This is a genomic window from Pseudomonas sp. SbOxS1, assembly GCF_013416725.1.
Lineage (GTDB): Bacteria > Pseudomonadota > Gammaproteobacteria > Pseudomonadales > Pseudomonadaceae > Aquipseudomonas.
This window is the reverse complement of the sequence record NZ_JAAVXC010000003.1, coordinates 311,717-337,285: the sequence shown is the minus strand read 5'-3', so window position 1 is coordinate 337,285 and position 25,569 is coordinate 311,717. Positions and strand designations below refer to the sequence as shown.

Here is a 25,569-nt window from a genome sequence, read left to right as displayed (position 1 = left end):
TGATACAGGGCCGTTGCGACTCTGCCGTTACTGACTATGGCGGGGGACTGAGTGCAATGATTTCGGCCGTGCAAGGACGTTTTGCCAACCTCGGTATGGCAAAAAAACTGGGTGTCGGGTTCGCGCTGGTGCTGTTGCTGACGGCCCTGGTGGCGGCCATCGGCGTATGGTCGCTGCATACCATCAGCCAGCGCTTCGACGGGCTCAAGCAGATGTCTTCGCTCAACAACGGTTTGCTCAAGGTGCGACTGCTGGAGCAGGAATATGCCTTGCACGGCAGCCCGAAAACCGTCGATGCCCTGCACGCAGGCGTTGACGGCCTGGTCGACCTGGCAAACCAGCTCAAGTCAGCATCCGCGGCCAATGTACCGGTGATGAATGACGTCGAGCAGTCCCTGGCTGCTTACCGCAAGGCGTTTGACGAGTTTGTATCGCTCAGCCAGGCCAAGGACCTGGCGCTGGAAATGGCCAGTTGGTCGGTGTCCAGCGTGGCCAACAACCTCGACGTCCTGCAAGCCGGGCTGGCCGATGACGGCGCTTACACCTTGAAGGAATCCGAAGGCAAGGACGGGGCGGCATTCATCGAGCAAGCCAGTCAGGTCAGCCAGGTTTCGCGGTTGATGCTGCAAGCCATGAACGAAGCACGCGTGCGCCTGGACCAGAGCCGCAAGGGCGACGACAGTGCCGGGCAGGGCAAGATCGAACAGGCCAGCCAGGCGCTGACCCAGGCCGAGCAACTCAAGACCCTGGTCAAGGATGAGGGCTACCAGACGGTCCTCAATGAAGTCACCGGCCATATCGCCAGTTTCAGCGACAAGCTCGCTGAGTACACCGGCCTGCTGGAGCAGGAAAAAACCGTCTACCAACAATTGCATCAACGCGCTGCCCAGGTGGTGGAGCGGGTGGATCAGGCCTATGTCGCTGAAGACCAGTCGATGCAGGCGCAACTGAAAAACAACTCCCTGCTGATACTCGGCTCTTCCGTGCTGGCCCTGCTGGTCGGCTTGATTGCGGCGTGGGTGATTACCCGCTTGATCGTGGCGCCGCTGCGCACTGTGATTCGGGTGGCGCAGCAGATCGCTGCAGGGGACCTGAGTGCGAAGGTCGAGGTGACCCGTCGTGACGAGATCGGTCAGTTGATGCAGGCCATGCAACAGATGGGCGCAGGGCTGAGCCAGATCGTCAGCGGTTTGCAGGCGGGCATCGAGCAGTTGGCCACGTCAGCGCAGTCCTTGTCGGCCGTGACCGAACAGACCAACCTCGAAGTCAGCAGCCAGAAGGAAGAAACCGAGCAGGTGGCGACGGCCATGAACCAGATGACCGCCACCGTGCACGACGTCGCGCGTAATGCGGAGGAGGCCGCCCTGGCGGCGCAAACGGCCGATGGCAAGGTTGAAAGCGGGCAACAGGTGGTGCGCCAGAGCATGGTGCGGATCGAGCAACTGGCGGATTCCGCCACGTCGGCCAGTTCAAGCATCGAAAGCCTGAGCGCGGAAATCCAGAACATCGGCACGGTGCTCGGCGTTATCAAGAGCGTGGCGGAACAGACCAACCTGTTGGCCTTGAACGCGGCCATCGAAGCGGCCCGGGCCGGCGAGCAGGGTAGGGGGTTCGCGGTGGTGGCCGATGAAGTGCGGGCCCTGGCCAGGCGCACCCAGCAATCGACCGAAGAGATCGAGCGACTGGTCAGCGCTTTGCGCGCGGCGGCGCAGGCGTCGGTGCAGCAGATACAAAGCAGTGGTGAGTTGGTGAAACTGGCGGTCAGTGATGCACTGCAGACCGAAAGTGCGCTGGGCAGTATCGCGGCGGCCGTGTCCTTGATTCAGCAGATGAACCAGCAGATCGCCGCGGCTGCCGAGGAGCAGAGCTCGGTGGCTGAGGAAATCAATCGCAGCGTCACCAGTATTCGTGCGAGCGCGGACCAGTCTTCGCTGGCGATGCAGGGCAATGCGGCGTCGAGTATCGAGCTGGCGCAGTTGGGGGTTGAGTTGAAGGGGATGGTGGGGCATTTCAGGCTTTGAACCTTGCCCCCTGGGTCTGGCTTGTCGGGTTGCTGCATCGCAGCGAAGGCAGCCTGCCGGCCGACCTGATTTCGGATGGAGGTGATCGCCTGTAGGAGCCCGGCTTGCCGGCGAAGGCGCCCTTGAATATTGCGCTGTTCTTTCGACCGCCTTCGCCGGCAAGCCGGGCTCCTACAAGGTGATCAGTCGTAGATCACTTTCTTCTTCCAGTCCGCATCCGCCTCGACGTCCTTGAGGCCTTCGGTCAGTTGGTTGACGTCGCCTTCTACCGGAGCGATACGGTCCATGACCTGGTCGTTGGCGCGGGCCAGGAGTTTTTCCAGGTATTCCAGTTGTTCGGCGTAGACCTGGGGATCCTGCTGTTTGCGCAGGTACTGCACGCCGCGTTCGAACGCCAGCCGTGCCTGGCCAGGCTGGTTCTGTTGCAGGGAATGCTGGCCGAGGTTGTTGAAAAACTCGATGTGCAGCAGCACCAGGATATGGCGCACTTCACGGATCCAGCCCTTGGCTTCGCTGGGTGACAGGAAACCATCCTGGGCAGCGCGGGTGATCTGGCCGTGCAGGGCTTCGAGCAGGAAACGCACGTCCTTGGCCTTGGCTTCCGTCTGGATCGGTGCCGGCGGGTTGTTGACCGGGATCGATTCACCCTGGGCAACCAGAGCCTCCAGTTCAATGATTCGTGCCTTGAGGTTGGCGCTGGTCTTTTCCAGGTTCAGCAGGCGTTGGCAGACATTCAGTTCCAGGCGGGTCAGCAACAGTTTGAGCCCTGGCGTCATCAACTGGCCGGGAAACGTCTCGGTGATCTCACCACAGCGACGCAGGCGGTCATTGAGTTCAACCTTGGTGCGGGCCTTCTCCAGCTTATTGTTTTCCACCACATGGTTGATGTAGCCAATGGCGATCAAGAGTGCGATCCCGGCTCCGACGAGCAGGGCGATCATGAGTGGTGTCACCGGTAAGACCTCTTTATAGGGTTTGCATGCGAGTGAAGTCGCCTGGCTCGGCGTGGCTGAAGTTGTATCGGCCGCGGCCCGCTTATATAAATGCTGGCACTCTGGAGCATATTGCCATCACTCATGGCGTCGACTATAACGTCTTGGAGAGTGTCAGAATATAGGCGCCAGACCCCAGGCGACGGAAAAGCCGGGAGGGGCCGCAAAGCAGCGCGAAGTCATTGATTTAAATAAATTTATAACAGGGGGTTGACGACCTCTCAATCCATCCATAGAATGCGCGCCACTTGCAGCGTAAAGCGAACAGCGAAACGAAGCAGGGAGTGAATGTTGTAGTGTGTCCCCTTCGTCTAGTGGCCTAGGACACCGCCCTTTCACGGCGGTAACAGGGGTTCGAGTCCCCTAGGGGACGCCAATGCGGGAATAGCTCAGTTGGTAGAGCACGACCTTGCCAAGGTCGGGGTCGCGAGTTCGAGTCTCGTTTCCCGCTCCATTTTTAAACAGTATTGCTTTCGGGCGGTACTGAGTGAAACCAGAACCAAGTCTTCGGATGCGGATCTGGGCACCGAAACACACACCATGTGTTCCGGGCAGCGTGTCCCCTTCGTCTAGTGGCCTAGGACACCGCCCTTTCACGGCGGTAACAGGGGTTCGAGTCCCCTAGGGGACGCCATTTGCGGGAATAGCTCAGTTGGTAGAGCACGACCTTGCCAAGGTCGGGGTCGCGAGTTCGAGTCTCGTTTCCCGCTCCATATTTAACAAAAACGCCGCTCACTGAGCGGCGTTTTTGTTTGCGCGCGATTTATCGTCATCACAAAAAAAGCCCGCCAGTCAGACTGAGCGGGCCTTTTGTGTGCGCGCGCAATTACATCGACAGGATCAATCGCCCGGCAAACAGGATCAGGATCACCCCCATGCTGCGTTCGAACCAGTGCCCCATGCGCATGAACAGCAACCTCACCCGGCTGCTGGAAAAGAACAAGGCAACGATCACAAACCACAGGGCATTCACAAGGCACATCCAGGCACCGTATAGCGCCTGAATCTCCAGTGGTGTCGTGGCGCTGATGATGGTGGTGAAGATCGCCAGGAAGAACAGGGTGGCCTTGGGATTGGTGGCGTTGGTCAGAAAGCCTGTCGTGAACGCCTTCAGCAGCGTTTGCTCGACCACTGGTTGATCAGTCGGCTGATCGCCTTCCAGTACGGATTTCGGCCGGCTGCGCACCAGGCTCACACCCAGATAAAGGATGTAGGCACCCCCCACGACCTTGGCCACCGTCAGCAGCCAGGGAATGCTATGCATCAGCGCGCCGACGCCGAGCAAGGTGTACAGCACGTGCACGGAAATCCCCGCGCCGATCCCCAGTGCCGTGCAGATGCCAGCCACCCGGCCGAAACACACGCTCTGGCGAATCGTCACGGCGAAATCCGGTCCGGGAGCGACCACGGCCAGAAAGTGAATCGTCGCCAGTGCCAGGAATTCGCCCAGGTAATTCGAAAGCATCTCAACTCCAGAAGGTCACAGGACTCAGTCCACGTGGTAGTGGACGGACAACGTGCCTTTCTTTTGCGAGAGGGCCGTGATCGTGACCGCGCCCAAATCCTTCAGGCTGCGTACATGGGTGCCGCCACAGCCATAGGCGGGCAGTTCACCGAAACTGATTTCCCGGGCGCCTTCGCGTAGCGATGTCAGGCGCGGCAGATCATGGGCGATCCACTGCTCAAGGCCGTTTTGAACGGTCTGCGCGTCAACGTCCTGCGCCGATTCTGCGGGTTTGAATTGCACCCGCCCTTCGCCGGGCCAGTGATGCGCCTTGATCGGCATCCAGCCCTTGGCCTGGACGAAGTGGCCAATCAAATGGCCGGCCGAATGCATGCGTGTATTGAACTGACGACGTTGTTCGTCGATCCGGATCTGGGTCATGCCAAGGTTGACCGGTTGATCGACGAAATGGACGATCCGGTCTGGGTCCTGGACGACGCGCAGCACCCGGCTGTCGGCAATCCAGCCCGTGTCACAAGGTTGCCCGCCACCCTGGGGGTGGAACAGGGTTGCGCGCAGCACCACGGCAAATTCGCTCTCGTGAGGTGCGCAGTCCAGGACTTCCACATTGGCCTTGAGCTCATCACTATGGAAAAAGAGGCGAAGCGTCATATGCCATGCTCGTATTCAAATTTCTATTTTTTATTATATGAAGCGTGGTTTAGCGTGATAATCCGTTCAAACATCAAAGGACTGTTGCGTTGTGAGCATAAATCTTCCACTGCCGCTGCTGGGTGAAATGGCAATTTTCGTCAAGGTCGTCGAAACCGGCAGCTTCTCCGAAGCCGCACGCCAGCTGGGTTCTTCGCCCTCGGCTGTCAGTCGCAGCATCTCGCGCCTGGAAAAGGCCCTGGCCACTCGCCTGCTGCAACGAACCACGCGCAAGTTACGTTTGAGCGACGGTGGCGAAGAGGTCTTCAAGCGCTGCCAGGAGATGGTCAACGCCGCCCGGTCAGTGATGGAAATCAGTGGCCAGTTCACTGATGAGCCCGAAGGGGTGGTGCGCCTCAGCGTCCCCAAAGCGGTAGGCCGCATCGTGATTCACCCGCATATGCCGGAGTTTTTGCGCCGTTATCCCAAGGTGGATGTGGAGCTGTTGCTTGAGGATCGCCAGGTGGATCTGATCGATGATCACGTCGACCTGGCAATTCGTATCACCGACCGGCCGCCAGCGGGATTGGTGGGGCGACAATTGCTGAGCATCGACCATTTGCTCTGCGCCACACCCCAATACCTGGCTGAGCACGGTACGCCGACCCACCCCCATGACTTGCTCAACCACAGTTGCATCTACCTGGGCGAAACCCCGAGCGATGCACGCTGGAAGTTCAAGAAAGGCAGCAAAACGGTAACCGTCGGGGTGCGCGGGCGCTATGCCGCCAATCACACAGGTATACGTTTTGGCGCGGTACTGCAGCACATCGGCATCGGCAGCCTGCCGTACTTCACCGCACGTCGTGCCTTGGAGAAGGGGTTGATGGTGCAAGTACTGCCGGACTGGACTTTTCTGGCGTCCTACCATGGGGGCGCGTGGCTGCTGTACTCGCCCACCCGATACCTGCCTCCCAAGCTACGGGTGTTGATCGATTACCTGGTGGAGTGCCTGGAGAAGGAGCCGACGTTGGGCAAGCCAGGCAAGTCGAGCCCAATGAATATGGCTGTATCGGAATATGAGTTGCCCGAGAGCGAGGGCTTGTTCTGACGGCATGAAAAAGGCCCGCAGGTTCAACCATGCGGGCCTTTTTCATTGCCGATTGCGGATCAGTGCTTGCTGTCCTGATTGGACAAGGACAGCAGCTGTTTTTCCTGGTTCCAGTCGAAAGGTTCGTCATTCTGTTCGGCTTCGAAACGACGCTCCTCCAGTGCCTGGTACAGGTCGATTTCATCATCGGGCATGTAATGCAGGCAGTCACCGGCGAAGTACCACAGCAGGTCGCGTGGCACCAGGTGGGCGATTTGCGGGTAGCGGGTGATGACCTGGCACAGAATGTCCTGGCCCAGGTATTGGCTTTCGATCGGGTCGACCGGCAGCAGTGCAAGCAGTTCGTCGAAGCGCTCCAGGAACAAGGCATGGCTTTCGTCGGGAACCTGTTCGGCCTCACCTACGGCGACCAGGATGCTGCGCAAATGGTCGAGCAAAACGAGATGATCGGCAACGATGTTGGACACGAGATAAGTCCTCAAGAGCAAAACGGGCGCGGGAGTATAAAGCTCCCGCGCACATTTTCCCATGATGGAGCGCTGGATGGGTCAGCGCACCTTGCCATCGGTCAGGGCTATTTCATCTTTATCGAAAGCATCGACATCGATCACTTTGCGTCGCGCCACTTCGGCCTCACGTAGCGTGTGAGCTTCCACCGGTTGCAACACCCCGGCTTCCAAACCTGCATCTATGACATTTTCCCCTGCGACCGGTTTGAGCTGGCCGCTCTTGAGTGCCACGTGCAGTTTCTTGCGTAAGGGTTGCACAGCGTTCAACTGATTGCAGGTGTGCTGCAGGACGCCGACAGGGTCTTCGGCCGATTGCGGACGGTAGCAACCCAGCAGCACTTCTTCCAGGGCCGGATCACCCTTGGCGCGACCAATCACTGCCGCGACTTCGGCGCCGAGTTTGTCCGACGGCCCTTTATGGCGACGCCCGAACGGGAACACGATCACCCGCAATAGACAGGCCAGCACTTTGTTCGGAAAGTTGTTCAGCAATTCGTCCATGGCCCGCTCAGCGTGACCGAGGCTTTCTTCCATGGCCCAGGTAAACAGCGGCTTCATGTACTCCGGCGAGTTGAGGTCGTTGTAACGCTTGAGCGCGGCGCTGGCCAGATATAGGTTGCTCAGCACATCACCGAGACGTGCCGACAGGCGTTCGCGGCGTTTCAGTTCGCCGCCGAGCAGCATCATGCTGAGGTCGGCGAGCAGCGCGAATGCGGCCGCCTGACGGTTCAGTGCGCGGAAATAACCCTGGCTGAGCTTGTCGCCCGGCACGTGCTCCAGGTGCCCGAAACCGAGGTTCAGCACCAGCGTGCTGGCGGCGTTACCCACGGCAAAGCCGATGTGCTTGAGTAGCAGGCCATCGAACTCGGTGAGTGCCTGGTCCTTGTCCTCCCGAGTGGCCAGGGCCATCTCCTTGAGCACGAAGGGGTGGCAGCGAATCGCGCCCTGGCCAAAGATCATCAGGTTGCGCGAAAGAATGTTCGCGCCTTCCACGGTAATGAAGATCGGTGCGCCGTTCCATTTGCGCCCCAGGTAGTTGTTCGGCCCCATGATGATCGCCTTGCCGCCGTGCACATCCATCGCCTGGCTGATGCACTCGCGGCCACGCTCGGTGAGGTGGTACTTGAGAATCGCCGACAGCACCGATGGTTTCTCGCCGAGGTCCACCGCGTTGGCGGTCAGCATCCGCGCAGCGTCCATCATCCAGGCGTTGCCGCCGATGCGCGCCATGGCTTCCTGGATGCCTTCGAAAGCGGCAATCGGCACGTTGAACTGCTCGCGAATCTGCGCGTACTGGCCGGTCACCAGGCTGGTGAACTTGGCCATGCCGGTGCCCACCGCCGGCAGGGAAATCGAACGCCCGACGGACAGGCAATTCATCAGCATCATCCAGCCCTTGCCGAGCATGTCCTGGCCGCCGATCAGGAACTCCAGCGGCACGAACACGTCCTTGCCGGAGTTCGGCCCGTTCATGAACGCCGCGCCCAGGGGCAGGTGACGACGGCCGATCTCCACACCGGGCAGATCGGTTGGGATCAGCGCCAGGCTGATACCCAGGTCTTCCTCCTCTCCCAACAGGTGCTCCGGGTCGTAGGCCTTGAATGCCAGGCCGAGCAGGGTGGCCACCGGGCCCAGGGTGATGTAGCGCTTTTCCCAGTTCAGGCGCAGGCCGAGGGTTTCCTTGCCTTCCCATTCGCCTTTGCAGATCACCCCGGTGTCGGGCATGCCGCCCGCGTCCGAGCCGGCCAGGGGGCCGGTCAGTGCAAAGCAGGGGATTTCGTCGCCGCGCGCCAGACGTGGCAGGTAGTGGTTGCGTTGTTCGTCAGTGCCGTAATGCAGCAACAACTCGGCCGGGCCGAGGGAGTTGGGGACCATCACGGTGGAGGCGAGATCGCCGCTGTGGCTAGCCAGTTTCATCGCCACTTGCGAGTGCGCGTAGGCCGAGAAACCCTTGCCGCCAAACTCCTTGGGAATGATCAGGGCAAAGAAACCGTTGTCCTTGATGTACGTCCAGGCTTCGGCCGGCAAGTCCATGGTTTGACCGAGCTGCCAGTCGCTGACCATGGCGCAGAGTTCTTCGGTCGGGCCGTCGATGAAGGCCTGTTCTTCTTCGCTCAGTTGCGCCTTGGGATAGGACAATAGTTTGTTCCAGTCCGGGCGGCCGCTGAACAGCTCGCCGTCCCACCACACGGTGCCGGCTTCGATGGCGTCACGTTCGGTTTCCGACATCGGCGGCAGGGTTTTCTGGAACCAGTTGAACATCGGTGCGCTGAAGAATTTGCGGCGCAGATCAGGCAACAGCAGGGGGGCCGCCACGGCGGCGGTCAGCACCCAGAAAATCACCAAAAGCCAGCCCGGTGCGCGACTGAACGCGCCCATTGCCAGCAGATAGACAGCCACGATGCCCAGGACAGGCAGCGGCGCGATACGACGGTGGGCTAAATAAGCTATCCCGACAACCAGAACCAGTATCCACAACAGCAGCATATTTAATCCTCCGTGAACCCAGGGCGAACCAACCCACAGAGCTTAGACGGCATCCGCAAAACAGGGGGTCAGAGCAATGTGATTGAAATCGTGGGAAACCCTGGATGATTGTGTAGGCCTCAGGTGCAACAGACCGTGAAAAATCGTTCATTGAGCGGGCGGCAAAGCGCCCATGTTTGGCCGAAACGTCGTTATCTCTGTGCTGAACCTCTCGCTAGACTCGGGACTTCCCAAGGAGATTGCCCTCATGCACGAGTACCTGAGCCCCGGCCGCTTCATCGATAGTGACCACCCCTCGGTGGTGGAGTTCGCCGAAAAACATCGTGGTGCCAGTCGCGACCCGCTGGAGCAGGCGATCCATCTCTATTACGCCGTGCGCGAGGCGGTGCGCTACAACCCGTACACTTTCAGCCGTGACCCACAGACCCTGCGTGGCAGTTATGCGCTGGCGACCGGGGAAAGTTATTGCGTGCCCAAGGCCACCTTGCTGGCAGGGGCTGCGCGGCATTGCGGGATTGCTGCACGCATCGGTCTGGCGGACGTACGCAATCATCTGTCGACCCCGCGTCTGCTCGAATTGCTCAAGAGCGACGTGTTCGCCATGCACGGCTACACCGAGCTTTACCTGAAGGGTCGTTGGGTCAAGGCCACCCCTGCGTTCAACCAGGGCTTGTGCGACCTGTTCAATGTGGCGCCGCTGGAATTCGACGGGATCAATGACAGCGTTTTCCATCCCTTCAATCGCGACGGCGAGAAACTGATGGAGTACCTGATCGACCACGGCCAGTTCACCGACGTGCCGGAAAGGTTCTTCTTCGAGCACCTTGAAAAGTGTTATCCGCACTTGTTCGGCGAGCAGCTGCCGCCGCTGCTGGGGGACATGCAGAGCGATTTGAGTCGCGCTTGATCCGGCGTATGCTGCCTGCGCATTCATCAATCGAGAGGCGGACATGCTGAAGATCTGGGGTCGGAAAAATTCATCGAATGTCAGGAAACCATTGTGGGCCGCCGAGGAACTGGGCCTGGCCTATGAGGCCATCGATGCGGGTGGCGCCTTCGGTGTTGTCGATACGCCCGAGTACCGTGCCATGAACCCCAATGGCCGCGTGCCAGTGATTGAAGAGGATGGATTCGTGTTGTGGGAATCCAACGCCATCGTCCGTTATTTGATGGCCAGGCATGCGCCGAATACCCCGTGGTACCCGGCAGACCTGCAAGCGCGGGCCAGCGCCGAAAAGTGGATGGACTGGACCACGTCGAGTTTTGCAGGACCCTTCCGCACGGTGTTCTGGGGCGTCCTGCGTACCCCGGCCGATCAACAGGACTGGCCCGCGATCAAGGCGGCGATCAAGGAATGCGAAGCGCTGCTGGCGATGGCTGACCAGGCGCTGGTGACCCGGCCATACCTGTCCGGTGACGAGATCGGCATGGGCGACATTCCCCTGGGCAGTTTCATTTATGCCTGGTTCGAGATGCCGATCGAGCGTTCGCCGCTGCCCCGCCTGGAGGCCTGGTACGCAAGGTTGCAACAGCGTCCGGCGTATCGCAAGGCGGTCATGACCGCGTTGACTTAATACTCACTATCGACACACTTGACTGTACTTGTGGGGCGGCGACAAGCACCATTGCGTCCATGCGCCGCGGTTGCATTGCTTGCCGCCCGCCCTTATTTGTCCCTTTCTTCCCTTCTTGGTGCGTAATCCGATATGAGTTCCGCTCTGTCCATACGGCAGCTAACCAAAACCTACGGCAACGGTTTCCAGGCCTTGAGTGGTATCGATCTGGATGTCGCCGAAGGTGACTTCTTCGCCTTGCTCGGCCCCAACGGCGCCGGCAAGTCCACGACCATCGGCATTCTCTCGACCCTGGTGAACAAGACCAGCGGCACGGTGAATATCTTCGGTCATGACCTGGACAAGAACCCGGCGGCGCTCAAACGCTCCATCGGCGTGGTACCCCAGGAGTTCAACTTCAACCAGTTTGAAAAGACCTTCGACATCGTCGTGACCCAGGCCGGTTACTACGGCATCCCGTCGAAAATCGCCAAGGAACGCGCCGAGCAGTACCTGACTCAGCTCGGCCTGTGGGACAAGCGCGATGTGCCGTCGCGTTCGCTGTCCGGCGGCATGAAGCGTCGCCTGATGATCGCCCGCGCGCTGGTCCACGAACCGCGCCTGTTGATCCTCGACGAACCGACTGCCGGGGTGGACATCGAGCTGCGTCGTTCGATGTGGACCTTCCTCACCGAGCTGAACAAGAAAGGCATCACCATCATCCTCACCACCCACTATCTGGAAGAGGCTGAGCAGTTGTGCCGCAACATCGGCATCATCGACCACGGCACCATCGTCGAGAACACCAGCATGAAGCAGCTGCTCGGCCAGCTGCATGTCGAGACTTTCCTGCTGGATTTGAAGGGCGCTGTGAGCACGCCGCCGCAGCTGATCGGCTATCCATCGCGTTTGCTCGATGGCCACACCCTGGAAGTCCAGGTGGATAAAAGCATGGGCATCACTGCGCTGTTCACTCAGCTGGCCCAGCAGAACATCGAAGTGCTGAGCCTGCGTAACAAAACCAATCGCCTCGAGGAGTTGTTCGTGTCCCTGGTGGAGAAAAATCTGTCGAAGGTGGCGGTATGAGTTCCGAGCTGCAGCCCAACCTCGTAGCCCTCAACACCATCGTTTACCGTGAGGTCCGACGCTTTACCCGGATCTGGCCGCAGACCTTGCTGCCGCCAGCGATTACCATGGTTCTGTACTTCGTGATCTTCGGCAATCTGATCGGCCGGCAAATCGGCGACATGGGTGGCTTCACCTATATGGAGTACATCGTGCCGGGGCTGATCATGATGTCGGTGATCACCAACTCCTATGGCAACGTGGTGTCGAGTTTTTTTGGCAGCAAGTTCCAGCGCTCCATCGAGGAATTGATGGTATCGCCGGTGTCGCCGCACACCATTCTGATCGGCTACACCCTCGGTGGCGTGCTGCGCGGCTTGATGGTCGGGATCATCGTGACGCTGTTGTCGCTGTTCTTCACCGATTTGCAGGTGCATCACTTGGGCGTGACCATTCTGGTGGTGGTGCTGACGGCGACGATCTTCTCGCTGCTGGGCTTCATCAACGCCGTGTTTGCGCGCAACTTCGATGACATCTCGATCATCCCGACGTTTGTGCTGACGCCCTTGACCTACCTGGGCGGGGTGTTCTACTCGATCTCGTTGCTGCCGCCGTTTTGGCAGACCGTGTCCCTGGCCAACCCGGTGCTGCACATGGTCAATGCGTTCCGCTACGGCATTCTCGGGGTTTCGGATATCCGGATCAGCATTGCGATTACGTTCATGCTGGTGGCGACGGTTGTGTTGTACATCGGTTGTGCGCGGTTGCTGGTGAGTGGGCGGGGGATGCGTACTTAAGATCTCAAACGATGGCGGCCTGGCAGCCGACATTCTCTTTCAGGTGTATATATCCATTCCTGCGGTAACGGCCACTTAGGGTTTCGCTCTTACAGCGAGTCACTTGTAAAAGCCCCAAGTAACCAAGGGCTCTTGCCCCTTGCGTTCGGTGCCTCGCTAAGGCTCGGCATGCCCTCGCTCCGGTCCTGCTCCGTGGGTCGCCGCGATGGGCCATCCCTGGCCCAGCGCGGCTAAACCGGCATCCATGCCGGTTTACCCACTGCGCAGAACCTCCACTCGGCCTCTCGATGGGGCAAGAAAATCAAAAGCCAGATCAAGATCAAACGCAAAAGCGAGGCGGCCTGACAGCCGGCCTGATTTTGCGGGTGTACCCGACCCCCCGTAGGAGCCAGGCTTGCCGGCGAAGAACGATAACGCAGTACAACAGACACACCGCAGCGCCTGATTCGCCGGCAAGCCTGGCTCCTACAAGGGATTGTGGTGCCTGGAAAAGATCAGGTCGGCTGTAAGGCCGCCTCGCTTTTGTTTTTGATCTGGGGTGCCCCGTTAACCACGATGGCCGAACGCAGGCATTGTGCAGTGGGTAAACCGGCAGGACGCCGGTTTAGCCGCGCTGGGCCAGGGACGGCCCATCGCGGCGACCCACGGAGCAATGCCGGAGTGAGGGCATGCCGAGCCCTAGCGAGGCACCGAGTGGTGGGGCAAAGCCTTTTGGTTCCTTTTTGGCGTTTGAAAAAGGGAGTCGCCGTAAGGGCGAAACCATAAGCAGCCGTTACCGCAGCAACGGATATGCACACGATCAACCGGCCTCTCACATCCGACTCTGCTTACGCCGCCGCCACTGCCGCGCCACCCACCAGCGCCAATACATCATCACCAGACAATAGGCCAACGCCCCAAGCACAACGCCTACCACCACCGACCCCAGCAAAAACGGCTGCCACAAGGTCGAGAGCTCACCACTGATCCATTCCCAGGTCAGCTCGTCCGGCAGATGCCGTGCAGGAACATCCATCAACCAGGCACCGGTCTGGTAAGTGCAGAAGAACACCGCCGGCATGGTGATCGGGTTGGTCAACCAGACCAGGCTGACCGCAATCGGCATGTTGCCGCGCACGATGATCGCGAGAACCGCAGCGACCAGCATCTGCAACGGAATCGGCAGGAATGCCGCGAACAGGCCGACCGCCATGGCCCGGGCGACGGAATGGCGATTGAGGTGCCAGAGGTTCGGGTCATGCAGCAGGGTGCCGAGAAAGCGTAAGGACTTGTGTTCCCTGATGCTGCTCGGGTCTGGCATGTAGCGTTTGAATAAGCGCCGGGGCATAAGGCTTCTCGGTCGGTCAAGGCGGCAAGTATGTCTGGATTCTATGAGGCGCCCATTCAGACTTTGTGACAATTGTTAACGACGGACGTGCGCCAGGCCGGCTATGCCTAGGGACGGGACTCTCAAGGACGGGCGTATGCGCACAGGGATGATGGCGCTGGCGTTGGGCCTGCTGGCCTTGCGTTTTTTACCGGTGTTACCGCCGGTCTGGTTGTGGTTGTTGATGCCGGTGGCCGGCTTGATGTTGCTGCCGTTCAGGACGTATCCGGTGGCGTTTTTCCTGTTTGGCTTGAGTTGGGCCTGCGCCCATGCCCAATGGGCCCTGGACGATCGGCTGTCGCCGGCCCTCGACGGGGAAACGCGCTGGGTTGAAGGGCGAGTCAGCGGGTTGCCACAGAATGGCGAGGGTGTGGTGCGTTTCGAATTGACCGACAGTCAGTCACGTCGCACCGTCCTGCCGCGACATTTGCGCCTGGCCTGGTACGACGGCCCGCCGGTCAACAGCGGCGAACGCTGGCGGCTGGCGGTCAAGCTGAAGCGACCCGTGGGATTGCTCAATCCACATGCCTTCGACTATGAGGCCTGGCTGTTGGCGCAACGCATCGGTGCGACCGGGACCGTCAAGGCCGGGGAGCGACTTGCGCCCGCCCGGTGGGCCTGGCGCGACGGTATCCGCCAGAGGCTGCAGGCCGTGGACGCCCAAGGTCGAACGGGTGTGCTGGTGGCGTTGGTGCTCGGAGACGGCGCGGGGCTCAGTCGCGAAGACTGGCAGGTGTTGCAAGACACCGGCACCGTGCACCTGCTGGTGATTTCCGGACAACACGTCGGCTTGTTGGCGGGGCTGGTTTATCTGTTGATCGCCGGGCTTGCCCGTTACGGTTTGTGGCCAGGCCGTCTGCCATGGTTGCCCTGGGCCTGCGGCCTGGCTTTCGTCGCCGCCCTTGGCTACGGGCTGCTGGCTGGCTTCGAAGTGCCGGTTCGTCGGGCTTGCCTGATGATCGGCCTGGTGCTGCTGTGGCGCCTGCGTTTTCGCCACCTCGGTGCCTGGTGGCCACTGTTGCTGGCGCTCAATGGCGTCTTGCTGATGGACCCGTTGGCGAGTCTGCAACCGGGTTTCTGGCTGTCCTTCGCGGCGGTGGCGGTGCTGATCTTCACGTTCGGTGGGCGCTTGGGGCCTTGGCCATGGTGGCAAACCTGGACCCGTGCCCAGTGGTTGATCGCTATCGGCCTTGGCCCGTTCTTGCTGGTCCTGGGACTGCCAATCAGCCTCAGCGGGCCACTGGTCAATCTGCTGGCGGTGCCCTGGATCAGCCTGGTGGTGCTGCCCCCTGCATTGCTCGGCACACTGTTGCTGCCGGTGCCCTACATCGGCGAGTGGCTGCTGTGGCTGGCGGGTGGCTTGATCGATTGGCTATTCACCGGGCTGGCATTGGTCGCCGGCAAGGTTCCCGCGTGGGTGCCCGCGGCCATCCCGCTGTGGGTCTGGGGCATCGGCACGCTGGGCGCCTTTTTGTTGCTGCTGCCGCGGGGCGTGCCGATGCGACCGTTAGGCTGGCCTTTATTGCTATTGCTGGTTTTTCCGCCGCGGCCGATGCTGCCCGAAGGCATTGCCGAGGTCTGGCAACTGGATGTGGGGCAAGGGCTGGCGATCATGGTGCGCACTCGCCATCACACACTGCTGTATGACGCCGGTCCGCGTTTGCGTGGTCTCGACCAAGGTGAACGGGTGGTACTGCCGGCACTGCGCAAACTGGGGGTGAAGGCGGTCGACCTGATGTTGATCAGCCATGCCCATGCCGATCACGCCGGTGGCGCCCGGGCAGTGGCCAACGGTTTGCCGGTGAACCGGGTGCTCAGTGGCGAACCTGCCGACTTGCCTGGCGAGTTGCAGGCCGAGGGCTGTGGGAGCGGCCGGCAATGGACGTGGGACGGGGTGAACTTTCAACTGTGGCACTGGCCGCTGGCCAGGGACAGCAACCAGAATTCCTGCGTGTTGCAGATCGAAGCCAATGGCGAGCGATTGTTGCTCAGCGGTGACATCGACACCCACGCCGAGCGCGCGTTGCTCGACAGCGCATTGGCCGTGCCTACCGATTGGTTGCAGGCACCGCACCACGGTAGTCGCAGTTCGTCTTCGATGGTGCTGCTCAACGTCTTGCAGCCCAAGGCGGCACTGATCTCCCGTGGTCATGGCAACTCGTTCGGCCATCCCCATCCGGTAGTGATCGAACGCTATCGGCAGCGTGCGATGGCGATCTACGACAGTGCGGAGCAAGGCGCCGTTCATCTGCAACTGGGGCGTTTCGAGGCACCGCGCTCGATGCGTCAAGAACGGCGTTTCTGGCGTGATCCGCCACCCTAGGGCAAATAACCCGGGGTTATCAAAGGCCGACCGGATGCGACATCACAGTCTTCGGTGCGCCCACCCCCTATGTTAGAGTGGCGCACTTTTTCGAGGGGACTGTCACTGTGTGGGAATTGGTCAAATCCGGCGGCTGGATGATGCTGCCGATCATCCTGAGTTCCATCGCGGCCATGGCAATCGTTGCCGAGCGCCTGTGGACCCTGCGAGCCAGTCGCGTGACCCCGGAGCATTTGCTCGGGCAGGTCTGGGTCTGGATCAAGGACAAGCAACTCAACAAGGAAAAGCTCAAGGAACTGCGCGCCAATTCGCCGTTGGGTGAAATCCTGGCCGCTGGCCTGGCGAATTCCCGGCATGGTCGCGAGATCATGAAGGAGTGTATCGAAGAGGCCGCCGCGCGGGTCATCCACGAGCTGGAACGCTACATCAATGCCCTTGGCACCATTGCTGCCATGGCCCCGTTGCTGGGCCTGCTGGGCACGGTGCTGGGCATGATCGATATTTTCAGCGCGTTCATGGGCACGGGCATGACCACCAACGCCGCGGTGCTGGCCGGGGGGATCTCCAAGGCGCTGATCACCACGGCCGCCGGTTTGATGGTCGGTATCCCGTCGGTATTCTTCCACCGCTTCCTGCAACGCCGGATCGATGAACTGGTGGTGGGCATGGAGCAGGAAGCGATCAAGCTGGTCGAAGTCGTGCAGGGTGATCGTGACGTGGATCTGGCGGGGGTCAAAGCGTGAAATTCCGCCGCAAGCAACGGGAGAATGTGGACATCAACCTCGCGTCGCTGATCGACGTGGTGTTTATCCTGCTGCTGTTTTTCGTCGTGACCACCACGTTCACCCGTGAAACCCAGTTGCGTGTCGATCTGCCCGAAGCGGTCAGTGGTGCGCCTTCCGATGACCAGACTCGGCAACTGGACATCGCGATCAGTGCCGACGGCGTGTTTTCAGTGAACAACCAGGTATTGCCCAAAAGCGACCTGGCGACGCTGATGGATGCCCTGCAGAAACAATCCAATGGCGACACAAGCCGGCCGCTGTCCATCAGCGCCGACGGAAAATCCCAGCATCAGTCGGTCATCACCGCCATGGACGCTGCCGGCAAGCTCGGTTTCAGCCATTTGCGCATGACCACGGTCGAGGCGGCGCCGGCCGCGCCCTGATGACCATGTCCGATCGCTTGCTCGCTGCGTGGTACCGGGGGCATCCGGCCCTGAAACTGTTACAGCCGCTGGAGTGGTTGTACCGCTGCGTGGTCAACAACAAGCGCAAGCGCTTTCTGGCCGGCGAGGGTGAGATCTATCAGCCACCGGTGCCGCTGATCGTGGTGGGCAACATCACTGTCGGCGGCACCGGCAAGACACCGCTGATCCTGTGGATGATCCAGCACTGTCAACGCAGTGGTTTGCGGGTCGGCGTGGTCAGCCGGGGTTACGGTGCCAAGCCTGCGCAATTGCCGTGGCGGGTCGAGGCTGATCAAAGCGCCGACATCGCCGGCGATGAGCCGCTGTTGATCGTGCAGCGGACCGGCGTGCCCTTGATGATCGACCCGGATCGCAGTCGCGCGGTCAAAGCCCTGTTGGCGAGTGAACCTCTGGACCTGATCCTGTCCGATGACGGCATGCAGCATTACCGCCTGGCCCGGGACCTGGAGCTGGTCCTGATCGACGCGGCCCGAGGATTGGGTAACCGCCGCTGCTTGCCGGCCGGGCCACTGCGTGAACCGGTCGAGCGCCTGCAAAGTGTCGACGCGGTGCTCTACAACGGCGCCACGGCGGACAGCGGCGACGGCTTTGCCTTCCAGTTGCAACCGACGGCGCTGGTCAACCTGCAAAGCGGCGAGCGGCGCCCGCTCGATCACTTTCCTGCAGGCCAGGCGCTGCATGCGGTGGCCGGCATCGGTAACCCCCAGCGTTTCTTCAAGACCCTCGAAACGTTACACTGGCAGCCAGTTCCGCATGCGTTCGCCGACCACGCCGAATACAGCGTGCAGGCCTTGAATTTCAACCCGTCATTGCCATTGGTGATGACCGAAAAGGATGCGGTGAAGTGCCGTGCCTTCGCCGCCGCCGACTGGTGGTACCTGGCGGTCGACGCTGTGCCGTCGCCAGCCTTCACGGTCTGGTTCGATACCCAGTTGATGCGCCTGTTGCCGGCTCGTCTTTTGCCTTAAATCCGTTTCTATCCAGGGAATGATCATGGACACCAAATTGCTCGATATCCTCGCTTGCCCGGTCTGCAAAGGCCCGCTCAAGCTCAGCGCCGACAAGACCGAGCTGATCAGCAAGGGCGCTGGCCTCGCGTACCCGATTCGCGACGGCATCCCGGTGATGCTCGAAACCGAAGCCCGTACCCTGACCACCGACGAGCGCCTGGATAAATGACTACAGCCTTTACCGTCGTTATTCCCGCGCGCTACGCCTCCACCCGCCTGCCGGGCAAGCCGCTGTTGTTGATCGCCGGCAAGCCGATGATCCAGCACGTCTGGGAGCAGGCGTGCAAGAGCAGCGCCCAGCGCGTGGTGGTTGCCACGGACGATGCACGCATCGCCCAGGCCTGCGAAGGTTTTGGTGCCGAAGTGGTGATGACTCGCGAAGACCACAACTCCGGCACCGATCGCCTGGCTGAAGTCGCGACGAAGCTGGGCCTGGCGCCTGACGCGATCGTGGTCAACGTCCAGGGTGACGAGCCGCTGATCCCGCCCACTGTCATTGACCAGGTGGCCGTCAACCTGGCTGCCCACACCGAAGCGCGCATGGCCACGCTGGCCGAGCCGATCGAAGACGTGGAGAGCCTGTTCAACACCAACGTGGTCAAGGTCGTCAGCGACCTCAATGGCCTGGCACTGACCTTCAGTCGCGCCACGTTGCCATGGGCACGGGACACGTTCGCCAAGAGCCTGGAGCAAATGCCCGAAGGTGTGCCGTATCGCCGCCACATCGGCATCTACGCCTACCGCGCCGGTTTCCTGCATGACTTCGTCAGCTGGGGCCCGTGCTGGCTGGAAAACACCGAGTGCCTGGAACAGCTGCGCGCCTTGTGGCACGGGGTACGCATTCACGTCGCCGATGCGCTGATCGCTCCGCCTGCCGGTGTCGATACCGTTGAAGACCTTGAGCGCGTTCGTCGCCTGCTGGAGGCCTGATGCGGGTTCTGTTTGTCTGCCTGGGCAACATCTGCCGTTCACCCACGGCCGAAGGCGTTCTGCGGCATAAATTGCGCGAAGCAGGGCTGGCCGATCAAGTCGAAGTGGCCTCCGCCGGCACCGGCGACTGGCACGTGGGCAGTGCACCGGACAAGCGCAGCCAGGCGGCTGCCAAGCGTCGTGGTTATGATTTGTCCGCCCAACGCGCCCAGCAGGTCACCCGCGCCGATTTCTCCGAGTACGACCTGATTTTGGCGATGGACAACAGCAACCTGCGCAACCTCATGGATCTGCAACCGGCCAGGAGCAGGGCGGAGCTGGACCTGTTCCTGCGTCGCTACCCCTCGGAGGTCGAGGAAGTCCCGGACCCCTACAACGACAGTGAACATGGCTTTGAACATGTGCTGGACTTGATCGAGCGCGCCAGTGACCTGCTGGTGATCGAACTGAAGGAACGGTTATGAGTTTGCAAGTGCGATCACGGGTTTCGCTCAAGCCGTTCAACAGCTTTGGCGTGGATGTCCAGGCCCGCCTGTTTGCCGAGGCCCATAGCGACGCCGATGTGCGTGAGGCCCTGGCCTACGCGCGGGAACACCAGGTGCCCTTGCTGGTGATCGGCGGTGGCAGCAACTTGCTGCTGACGGCCGATATCGAATCGCTGGTGCTGCGCATGGCCACCCGCGGAATACGCGTGATCAGCGACGATGGCAGCAAAGTCGTGATCGAGGCCGAGGCGGGCGAACCCTGGCACCCGTTCGTGCAGCACACCCTGGTGCAGGGCTGGTCGGGCCTGGAAAACCTCAGCCTGATTCCCGGCACCGTTGGCGCGGCCCCCATGCAGAACATCGGCGCCTATGGCGTGGAGATCAAGGATGTATTCGCCGGCCTGACCGCCCTCGATCGCCAGACTGGCGAACTGCGCGACTTCAGCCTGCAAGAATGCAACTTCGCCTACCGCGACAGCGTGTTCAAGCAGGAGCCTGGGCGCTGGTTGATCCTGCGTGTGCGTTTCATCCTCGATCGCACCGCACACCTGCATCTGGAGTACGGTCCTGTGCGTCAGCGCCTGACCGAGCAAGGCATCGATCATCCGACCGCCACGGACGTCAGCCAGGCGATTTGCAGCATTCGCAACGAGAAACTTCCGGACCCGGCAGTGCTCGGCAATGCCGGCAGCTTTTTCAAGAACCCCCTGGTGCCCGCGGCGCTGGTTGCACAGCTCAAGGGTGAATACCCGGACCTGGTGGCCTACGGGCAACCCGACGGGCAGATGAAGCTGGCTGCCGGCTGGTTGATCGAGCGGGCAGGGTGGAAGGGTTTCCGCGATGCCGACGCCGGCGTGCACAAAATGCAGGCCTTGGTGCTGGTCAATTACGGCAATGCGACAGGATTGCAACTGCTGGGCCTGGCACAGCGCATCCAGAAAGACATTTCAGAGCGTTTCCATGTCGACCTGGAAATGGAGCCCAATCGGTATTGAAGCTAAGCTTTCATGACGGATTGTCAAAGCCCTGCATAACTCAAGTTGTGCAGGGCTTTTTTGTTAATGCAGGCTTAACCCGGTCTGCTGACGATACAAGCATTTGCTCCACCAAAGGCCCGGTGCAGACGTGTCCGTTTGCATAAGAGAGCCCATTAGCCTGAGCCGATCTGCGTGCCCCACCCAAGATCCAATGGCAGATTGCTCGACCCCATAACTCAAGCACTATGCGGGCGTGCCCATGATTACCCTGAAACTCAATGGTCAAGACCATCCACTCGACGTCACCGAGGATATGCCCTTGCTCTGGGCGATTCGCGACGTGGCCGGTTATAACGGCACCAAGTTTGGCTGTGGCATGGGCCTTTGCGGCGCCTGCACGATTCATATCGAAGGGGCGCCGGCGCGCAGTTGCATCACGCCGATTGGCTCGGTCGTCGGCCAGAACGTCACCACCATCGACAACCTGCACGCCGACCCGGTCGGCAAAGTCGTGCAGCAAGCCTGGCTCGATACGGCCGTGGCCCAATGCGGTTACTGCCAGGGCGGGCAGATCATGTCCGCCACCGCACTGCTCAAGACCAATCCCGACCCCAGCGATGAGCAGATCGAAGAGGCGATGGTCGGCAACATCTGCCGCTGCGGTACCTACAACCGCATCAAGACCGCCATCCGCCAGGCATCCACTCACCTGAAGGAGGCCAAGGCATGAGCCGGTTACCGAATGATTTCGCCCTGAGCAACCTCAGTCGGCGGGGTTTCCTCAAGGGCGTGGGGGCCGCCAGTGCGCTGGTGGTGGCCGCGAGTTGGGGCTGGCAGGACGCGTTTGCCGAAGAGGCGCAGAAAAAGTTCGGCGCCGACGGCATGCCCCATGGCTGGATCGACGATCCCAAGGTGTATGTGAGCATCGCCACTGATGGCACGGTGACGGTGGTCTGCAACCGTTCGGAAATGGGCCAGGGCGTACGGACCAGCCTGACCATGGTAGTGGCCGACGAGCTGGAAGCCGATTGGGCGCGGGTCAAGGTGCAACAGGCGCCGGGCGATGAAGTGCGGTTCGGCAACCAGGATACCGACGGCTCGCGCAGCATGCGTCACTGGTACGAGCCGATGCGTCGTTGTGGCGCTGCCGCCCGGACCATGCTGGAACAGGCCGCCGCCGACCAATGGAAGGTGCCAGTCGGCGAATGTCGTGCGCAGCTGCATAAAGTCATCCATACGCCTTCCGGTCGCGAACTGGAGTATGGCGCCCTGGCCGCCGCTGCCGGCGCCCTGGCCGTGCCGGCCCGTGACAGCCTGCGTCTCAAGCAGCCCTCGGAGTTTCGCTACATCGGCAAGGAAGGCACCCGGGCCATCGATGGCGACGACATCGTCAACGGCCGCGCGGTGTACGGCGCAGACGTGCATTTCGATGGCATGCTGTTCGCCACCATTGCCCGCCCGGCGGTGTATGGCGGCAAGGTCAAGAGCTTCGATGGCAGTGCGGCGATGAAAGTGCCGGGGGTGGTCAAGGTCATCCAGATCGAGAGCCGGTCCTTGCCCTCGGAGTTTCAACCCCTGGGCGGCATCGCGGTGGTGGCCAACAACACCTGGGCGGCGATCAAGGGGCGTGAGGCCTTGAAAATAGAATGGGACGACGGCCCCAATGCCAGCTACGACTCGATCGCCTACCGCAAGGAGCTTGAGGCCGCCTCGCTCAAGCCCGGCAAAGTGATACGCAATACCGGCAACATCGACGACGCCATGGCCAATGCCGTGAACACCCTGGAAGCCTCCTACTATCTGCCGCACCTGTCACAATCGCCAATGGAGCCGATGGTCGCCATCGCTCGCTACAAGGACGGCATGTGCCAGGCCTGGGGGCCAAGCCAGGCGCCACAGGTCACCCGCGAGCGCATCGGCGAACGCCTGGGCGTGCCATTCGATAACGTCACCTTCAACGTGACATTGCTGGGCGGAGGCTTCGGGCGCAAGTCCAAACCGGACTTCATCATCGAGGCTGCCATCCTGGCCAAGGAGTTCCCCGGCAAGGCGGTGCGGGTGCAATGGACCCGTGAAGACGATATTCACTGTTCCTATTTTCACACCGTGTCGGCCGAATACCTCAAGGCCAGCCTGAACAAGGACGGCTTGCCTTCCGGCTGGCTGCACCGCACGGTAGCGCCGAGCATCACCGCGTTGTTCGCGCCGGGCATGAACCATGAGGCTGCCTTCGAGCTGGGCATGGGCTTCACCAACATGGCCTACGCGATTCCCAACATTCGCCTGGAAAACCCCGAGGCCACCGTCCACACGCGGGTTGGCTGGTATCGCTCGGTGTCGAACATCCCCCACGGTTTTGCGATCCAGAGCTTCATCGATGAACTGGCGCACAAGGCCGGGGAGGACCCGCTCAAGTACCAGGTCAGATTGCTCGGCCCTGACCGCCAGATCGATCCGCGCACCTTGAGTGAAGAATGGAACTACGGTGAATCGCCCGAGCGTTATCCGATCGACACCGCTCGCCTGCGCACGGTACTGGAAACCGCCGCCAAGGCCGCCGGTTGGGGCCGCGAGTTGCCCAAGGGCCGGGGCCTGGGCCTGGCGGTGCATTACAGTTTCGTGACCTACGTGGCGGCGGTGATCGAGGTCGAAGTCAAGGACGATGGCACCTTGATCGTGCACAAAGCCGACATCGCCGTGGATTGCGGGCCGCAGATCAACCCCGAGCGGATTCGCGCGCAGTTCGAAGGCGCCTGCGTCATGGGCCTGGGCAACGCGGTGTTGGGCGAAATCAGCTTCAAGGATGGCAAGGTGCAGCAGGACAACTTCCACATGTACGAAGTGGCGCGCATGTCCCTGGCGCCCAAGGAAGTCGCGGTGCACCTGGTAACGCCGCCCGGCAACGTGCCGTTGGGCGGTGTCGGTGAGCCGGGTGTACCGCCGATTGCGCCGGCGCTGTGCAACGCGATCTTCGCTGCCACCGGCAAGCGTATCCGCAGCCTGCCGATCCGTTATCAATTGCAGGGTTGGCAGAAGGTCGAGGCGTGATGGACAGTGCCGATCTGAATGTCCTGCGCAGCGTGCTGGAGTGGCGCCGCGCCGGCCAGCGGGTGATGTTGTACAGCGTCGTGCAGACCTGGGGCACCGCGCCCCGGGCGCCTGGCGCCATGTTGGCGTTGCGCGGGGACGGCGTGGTGATTGGCTCGGTGTCCGGCGGTTGTGTCGAGGACGACCTGATTGCCCGCTTGCATGACGGCCGCATTGCGGCCGACGGACCGCCGGTGCAACTGATCACCTACGGCGTGACGCGTGAGGAGGCCGCGCGCTTCGGTTTACCCTGCGGCGGCACCTTGCGTTTGACCGAGGAGCGCGTTGGCGACCCAGGGTGGGTCGCCGAGTTGCTGGCGCGCTGCGAAGCCCATGAAATCGTCGCACGTTCGCTGGATATCGCCACCGGAAAGGTCATTTTGCAACCCGCCGCCAACACCGATGAGCTGGCCTTCGATGGTCAGGTCCTGCGGGCCATTTATGGCCCGCGTTGGCGCCTGTTGTTGATCGGCGCCGGGCAGTTGTCCCGGTATGTCGCCGAAATGGCGCGGCTGCTGGATTTCGAAGTACTCATTTGCGATCCGCGCAGCGAGTTCGTCTACGGCTGGGAGGAGCAGCACGGTCGATTCGTCCCGGGCATGCCCGATGAGGCGGTGGTGAACATCCAGACCGACGAGCGCACGGCCATCGTTGCGCTGACTCACGACCCCCGCCTTGATGACATGGCCTTGCTGACAGCGCTCGACTCCCGGGCTTTTTATGTCGGCGCACTCGGTTCGCGGGTCAACAGCCAGAAGCGCCGGGACAACCTGGCTCAGCTCGGCCTGTCGCAACAGGCCATCGAGCGGCTGCATGGCCCGGTCGGCTTGCACATCGGCAGCCACAGCCCGGCGGAAATCGCCTTGTCGCTGATGGCCGAGATCGTGGCAATCAAGAATGGTGTCGAGCTCAAGCAGAAGAAGCCGCTGCGGGAGGGTGTATGAGTCAATCCATCGGGGTGATCGTGCTGGCGGCGGGGCAGGGCAGTCGGTTTCGACAGGTCGCGGGCGAAGACAAGGACAAGCTGCTGGCTGATTGCAGGGGGCGTGATGATGGTGCGGTTCGATCGGTCATCGAACACGTCCTGGTGAATCTGCCTCCCACCTTGGATAAGCGCTATTTGGTGACCACGGCCGATCGACCGCAAGTGATCCGCATGGCCAAGGCCTATGACTATGAGATCGTCCTGATCGAATCGACCGGGATGGGCGACAGCATTGCGGCCGGGGTCGCGGAGAGTGCGCAGCTTGATGGCTGGCTGATGGTGCTGGGGGATATGCCGTTCATCCTGCCGTCGAGCATTGAACACGTTGTGGCTCAGATGGGCGATGACTGCATCAGCGTGCCGGTGCAGGAGGGTGAATACGGGCATCCGGTGGGGTTTGGGCGCCGTTTTGGTCCAGGGTTGATGACGTTATCAGGCGATCGCGGCGCCAAGGCGTTGTTTGCCCAGGGGCGGGTGGTTAAAGTGAAAGTGGATGATCCCGGTGTGTTGTGGGATGTGGATGTGCCTGAAAAGCTGAACTTCAAGTAATCGCAGATATCCTTGTA

24 protein-coding genes and 4 tRNA genes are annotated in these 25,569 nt (G+C 61.2%); 22 read left to right on the top strand and 6 right to left on the bottom strand.

The features are described 5' to 3' along the window. The first annotated feature begins 56 nt into the window (after positions 1-56). Positions 57-2,021: a methyl-accepting chemotaxis protein gene (locus tag HFK74_RS05835; protein WP_180202712.1), complete on the top strand. Its 1,965-nt coding sequence runs from the start codon at positions 57-59 to the stop codon at positions 2,019-2,021. 182 nt (positions 2,022-2,203) lie between these two features. On the opposite strand, the gene HFK74_RS05830 is transcribed toward HFK74_RS05835, so the two are convergent. Further along, positions 2,204-2,962 (bottom strand): hypothetical protein, encoded by a 759-nt coding sequence (locus HFK74_RS05830; protein WP_180202711.1) that lies wholly within the window; start codon positions 2,960-2,962, stop codon positions 2,204-2,206. A 351-nt stretch (positions 2,963-3,313) separates the two neighbouring features. Here HFK74_RS05830 and HFK74_RS05825 point away from each other — a divergent pair. The 4 genes from HFK74_RS05825 to HFK74_RS05810 all read left to right on the top strand — a co-directional run bounded on the left by HFK74_RS05825 (position 3,314) and on the right by HFK74_RS05810 (position 3,726). Next, positions 3,314-3,389 (top strand) — tRNA-Glu (locus HFK74_RS05825). A gap of 2 nt (positions 3,390-3,391) precedes the next feature. Then, a tRNA-Gly gene (locus HFK74_RS05820) sits at positions 3,392-3,467 on the top strand. Between the two features lie 104 nt (positions 3,468-3,571). Next, positions 3,572-3,647: transfer RNA gene (locus HFK74_RS05815), tRNA-Glu, on the top strand. A gap of 3 nt (positions 3,648-3,650) precedes the next feature. Then, positions 3,651-3,726, top strand: a tRNA-Gly gene (locus HFK74_RS05810). 113 nt (positions 3,727-3,839) lie between these two features. On the opposite strand, the gene HFK74_RS05805 is transcribed toward HFK74_RS05810, so the two are convergent. Both HFK74_RS05805 and HFK74_RS05800 read right to left on the bottom strand, forming a co-directional pair. After that, positions 3,840-4,478, bottom strand: coding sequence for a LysE family translocator (locus HFK74_RS05805; RefSeq protein WP_180202710.1), 639 nt, complete (start codon positions 4,476-4,478; stop codon positions 3,840-3,842). A gap of 24 nt (positions 4,479-4,502) precedes the next feature. Further along, positions 4,503-5,129 carry an alanyl-tRNA editing protein gene (locus tag HFK74_RS05800; protein WP_180202709.1) on the bottom strand — a complete coding sequence of 209 codons (627 nt, stop codon included), beginning with the start codon at positions 5,127-5,129 and terminating at the stop codon, positions 4,503-4,505. A 91-nt stretch (positions 5,130-5,220) separates the two neighbouring features. Between HFK74_RS05800 and HFK74_RS05795 the strand changes: the two genes are divergently transcribed. Beyond that, entirely contained in the window at positions 5,221-6,219 is a 999-nt protein-coding gene (locus tag HFK74_RS05795) for a LysR family transcriptional regulator (RefSeq protein ID WP_180202708.1), read from the top strand. 59 nt (positions 6,220-6,278) lie between these two features. Here HFK74_RS05795 and HFK74_RS05790 read toward each other — a convergent pair whose 3' ends face one another. Continuing rightward, positions 6,279-6,686 carry a PA2817 family protein gene (locus HFK74_RS05790; RefSeq protein WP_008062898.1) on the bottom strand — a complete coding sequence of 136 codons (408 nt, stop codon included), beginning with the start codon at positions 6,684-6,686 and terminating at the stop codon, positions 6,279-6,281. A gap of 81 nt (positions 6,687-6,767) precedes the next feature. Continuing rightward, positions 6,768-9,215, bottom strand: a complete 2,448-nt coding sequence (locus HFK74_RS05785; protein WP_180202707.1) for an acyl-CoA dehydrogenase — start codon at positions 9,213-9,215, stop codon at positions 6,768-6,770. A 247-nt stretch (positions 9,216-9,462) separates the two neighbouring features. On the opposite strand from HFK74_RS05785, the gene HFK74_RS05780 reads away from it, so the two are divergent. The 4 genes from HFK74_RS05780 (at position 9,463) to HFK74_RS05765 (ending at position 12,630) form a co-directional block, all read left to right on the top strand. Further along, positions 9,463-10,122: a transglutaminase family protein gene (locus HFK74_RS05780; protein WP_180202706.1), complete on the top strand. Its 660-nt coding sequence runs from the start codon at positions 9,463-9,465 to the stop codon at positions 10,120-10,122. Between the two features lie 43 nt (positions 10,123-10,165). After that, positions 10,166-10,789: a glutathione S-transferase family protein gene (locus tag HFK74_RS05775; RefSeq protein ID WP_180202705.1), complete on the top strand. Its 624-nt coding sequence runs from the start codon at positions 10,166-10,168 to the stop codon at positions 10,787-10,789. 132 nt (positions 10,790-10,921) lie between these two features. After that, positions 10,922-11,854, top strand: a complete 933-nt coding sequence (locus HFK74_RS05770; RefSeq protein WP_180202704.1) for an ABC transporter ATP-binding protein — start codon at positions 10,922-10,924, stop codon at positions 11,852-11,854. Then, entirely contained in the window at positions 11,851-12,630 is a 780-nt protein-coding gene (locus HFK74_RS05765) for an ABC transporter permease (protein ID WP_180202703.1), read from the top strand. The genes HFK74_RS05770 and HFK74_RS05765 overlap by 4 nt, the downstream gene beginning before the upstream one ends. A gap of 811 nt (positions 12,631-13,441) precedes the next feature. On the opposite strand, the gene HFK74_RS05760 is transcribed toward HFK74_RS05765, so the two are convergent. Next, positions 13,442-13,957: a DUF2062 domain-containing protein gene (locus tag HFK74_RS05760; protein WP_180202702.1), complete on the bottom strand. Its 516-nt coding sequence runs from the start codon at positions 13,955-13,957 to the stop codon at positions 13,442-13,444. 136 nt (positions 13,958-14,093) lie between these two features. Between HFK74_RS05760 and HFK74_RS05755 the strand changes: the two genes are divergently transcribed. The 12 genes from HFK74_RS05755 to HFK74_RS05700 all read left to right on the top strand — a co-directional run bounded on the left by HFK74_RS05755 (position 14,094) and on the right by HFK74_RS05700 (position 25,552). Beyond that, positions 14,094-16,319: a DNA internalization-related competence protein ComEC/Rec2 gene (locus HFK74_RS05755; protein WP_180202701.1), complete on the top strand. Its 2,226-nt coding sequence runs from the start codon at positions 14,094-14,096 to the stop codon at positions 16,317-16,319. A 107-nt stretch (positions 16,320-16,426) separates the two neighbouring features. Continuing rightward, complete coding sequence (locus tag HFK74_RS05750) at positions 16,427-17,062, top strand: MotA/TolQ/ExbB proton channel family protein (RefSeq protein ID WP_008066570.1); 636 nt, start codon at positions 16,427-16,429, stop codon at positions 17,060-17,062. Then, the gene (locus HFK74_RS05745) at positions 17,059-17,487 is read left to right on the top strand and encodes a biopolymer transporter ExbD (RefSeq protein WP_008066569.1); all 429 of its coding nucleotides are present in this window, start codon (positions 17,059-17,061) and stop codon (positions 17,485-17,487) included. The genes HFK74_RS05750 and HFK74_RS05745 overlap by 4 nt, the downstream gene beginning before the upstream one ends. Then, entirely contained in the window at positions 17,487-18,497 is a 1,011-nt protein-coding gene (gene lpxK / locus HFK74_RS05740) for a tetraacyldisaccharide 4'-kinase (RefSeq protein ID WP_180202700.1), read from the top strand. Before HFK74_RS05745 ends, lpxK begins: the two co-directional genes overlap by 1 nt. A 25-nt stretch (positions 18,498-18,522) precedes the next feature. Continuing rightward, entirely contained in the window at positions 18,523-18,708 is a 186-nt protein-coding gene (locus HFK74_RS05735; RefSeq protein WP_007945752.1) for a Trm112 family protein, read from the top strand. Beyond that, positions 18,705-19,469, top strand: coding sequence for a 3-deoxy-manno-octulosonate cytidylyltransferase (gene kdsB / locus HFK74_RS05730; RefSeq protein WP_180202699.1), 765 nt, complete (start codon positions 18,705-18,707; stop codon positions 19,467-19,469). Before HFK74_RS05735 ends, kdsB begins: the two co-directional genes overlap by 4 nt. After that, a complete protein-coding gene (locus tag HFK74_RS05725; protein ID WP_008066559.1) occupies positions 19,469-19,933 on the top strand; it encodes a low molecular weight protein-tyrosine-phosphatase in 465 nt (154 codons plus the stop codon). Before kdsB ends, HFK74_RS05725 begins: the two co-directional genes overlap by 1 nt. Further along, on the top strand, positions 19,930-20,949 hold the full coding sequence (gene murB, locus HFK74_RS05720; RefSeq protein WP_180202698.1) for a UDP-N-acetylmuramate dehydrogenase: 1,020 nt from the start codon (positions 19,930-19,932) through the stop codon (positions 20,947-20,949). The genes HFK74_RS05725 and murB overlap by 4 nt, the downstream gene beginning before the upstream one ends. Before the next feature lie 241 nt (positions 20,950-21,190). Then, positions 21,191-21,661, top strand: a complete 471-nt coding sequence (locus tag HFK74_RS05715; RefSeq protein ID WP_008066557.1) for a (2Fe-2S)-binding protein — start codon at positions 21,191-21,193, stop codon at positions 21,659-21,661. Further along, positions 21,658-23,979, top strand: coding sequence for a xanthine dehydrogenase family protein molybdopterin-binding subunit (locus tag HFK74_RS05710; RefSeq protein ID WP_180202697.1), 2,322 nt, complete (start codon positions 21,658-21,660; stop codon positions 23,977-23,979). Before HFK74_RS05715 ends, HFK74_RS05710 begins: the two co-directional genes overlap by 4 nt. After that, the gene (locus HFK74_RS05705; RefSeq protein WP_180202696.1) at positions 23,979-24,962 is read left to right on the top strand and encodes an XdhC family protein; all 984 of its coding nucleotides are present in this window, start codon (positions 23,979-23,981) and stop codon (positions 24,960-24,962) included. Before HFK74_RS05710 ends, HFK74_RS05705 begins: the two co-directional genes overlap by 1 nt. Continuing rightward, positions 24,959-25,552, top strand: coding sequence for an NTP transferase domain-containing protein (locus tag HFK74_RS05700; RefSeq protein ID WP_180202695.1), 594 nt, complete (start codon positions 24,959-24,961; stop codon positions 25,550-25,552). The genes HFK74_RS05705 and HFK74_RS05700 overlap by 4 nt, the downstream gene beginning before the upstream one ends. Positions 25,553-25,569: the final 17 nt, after the last annotated feature.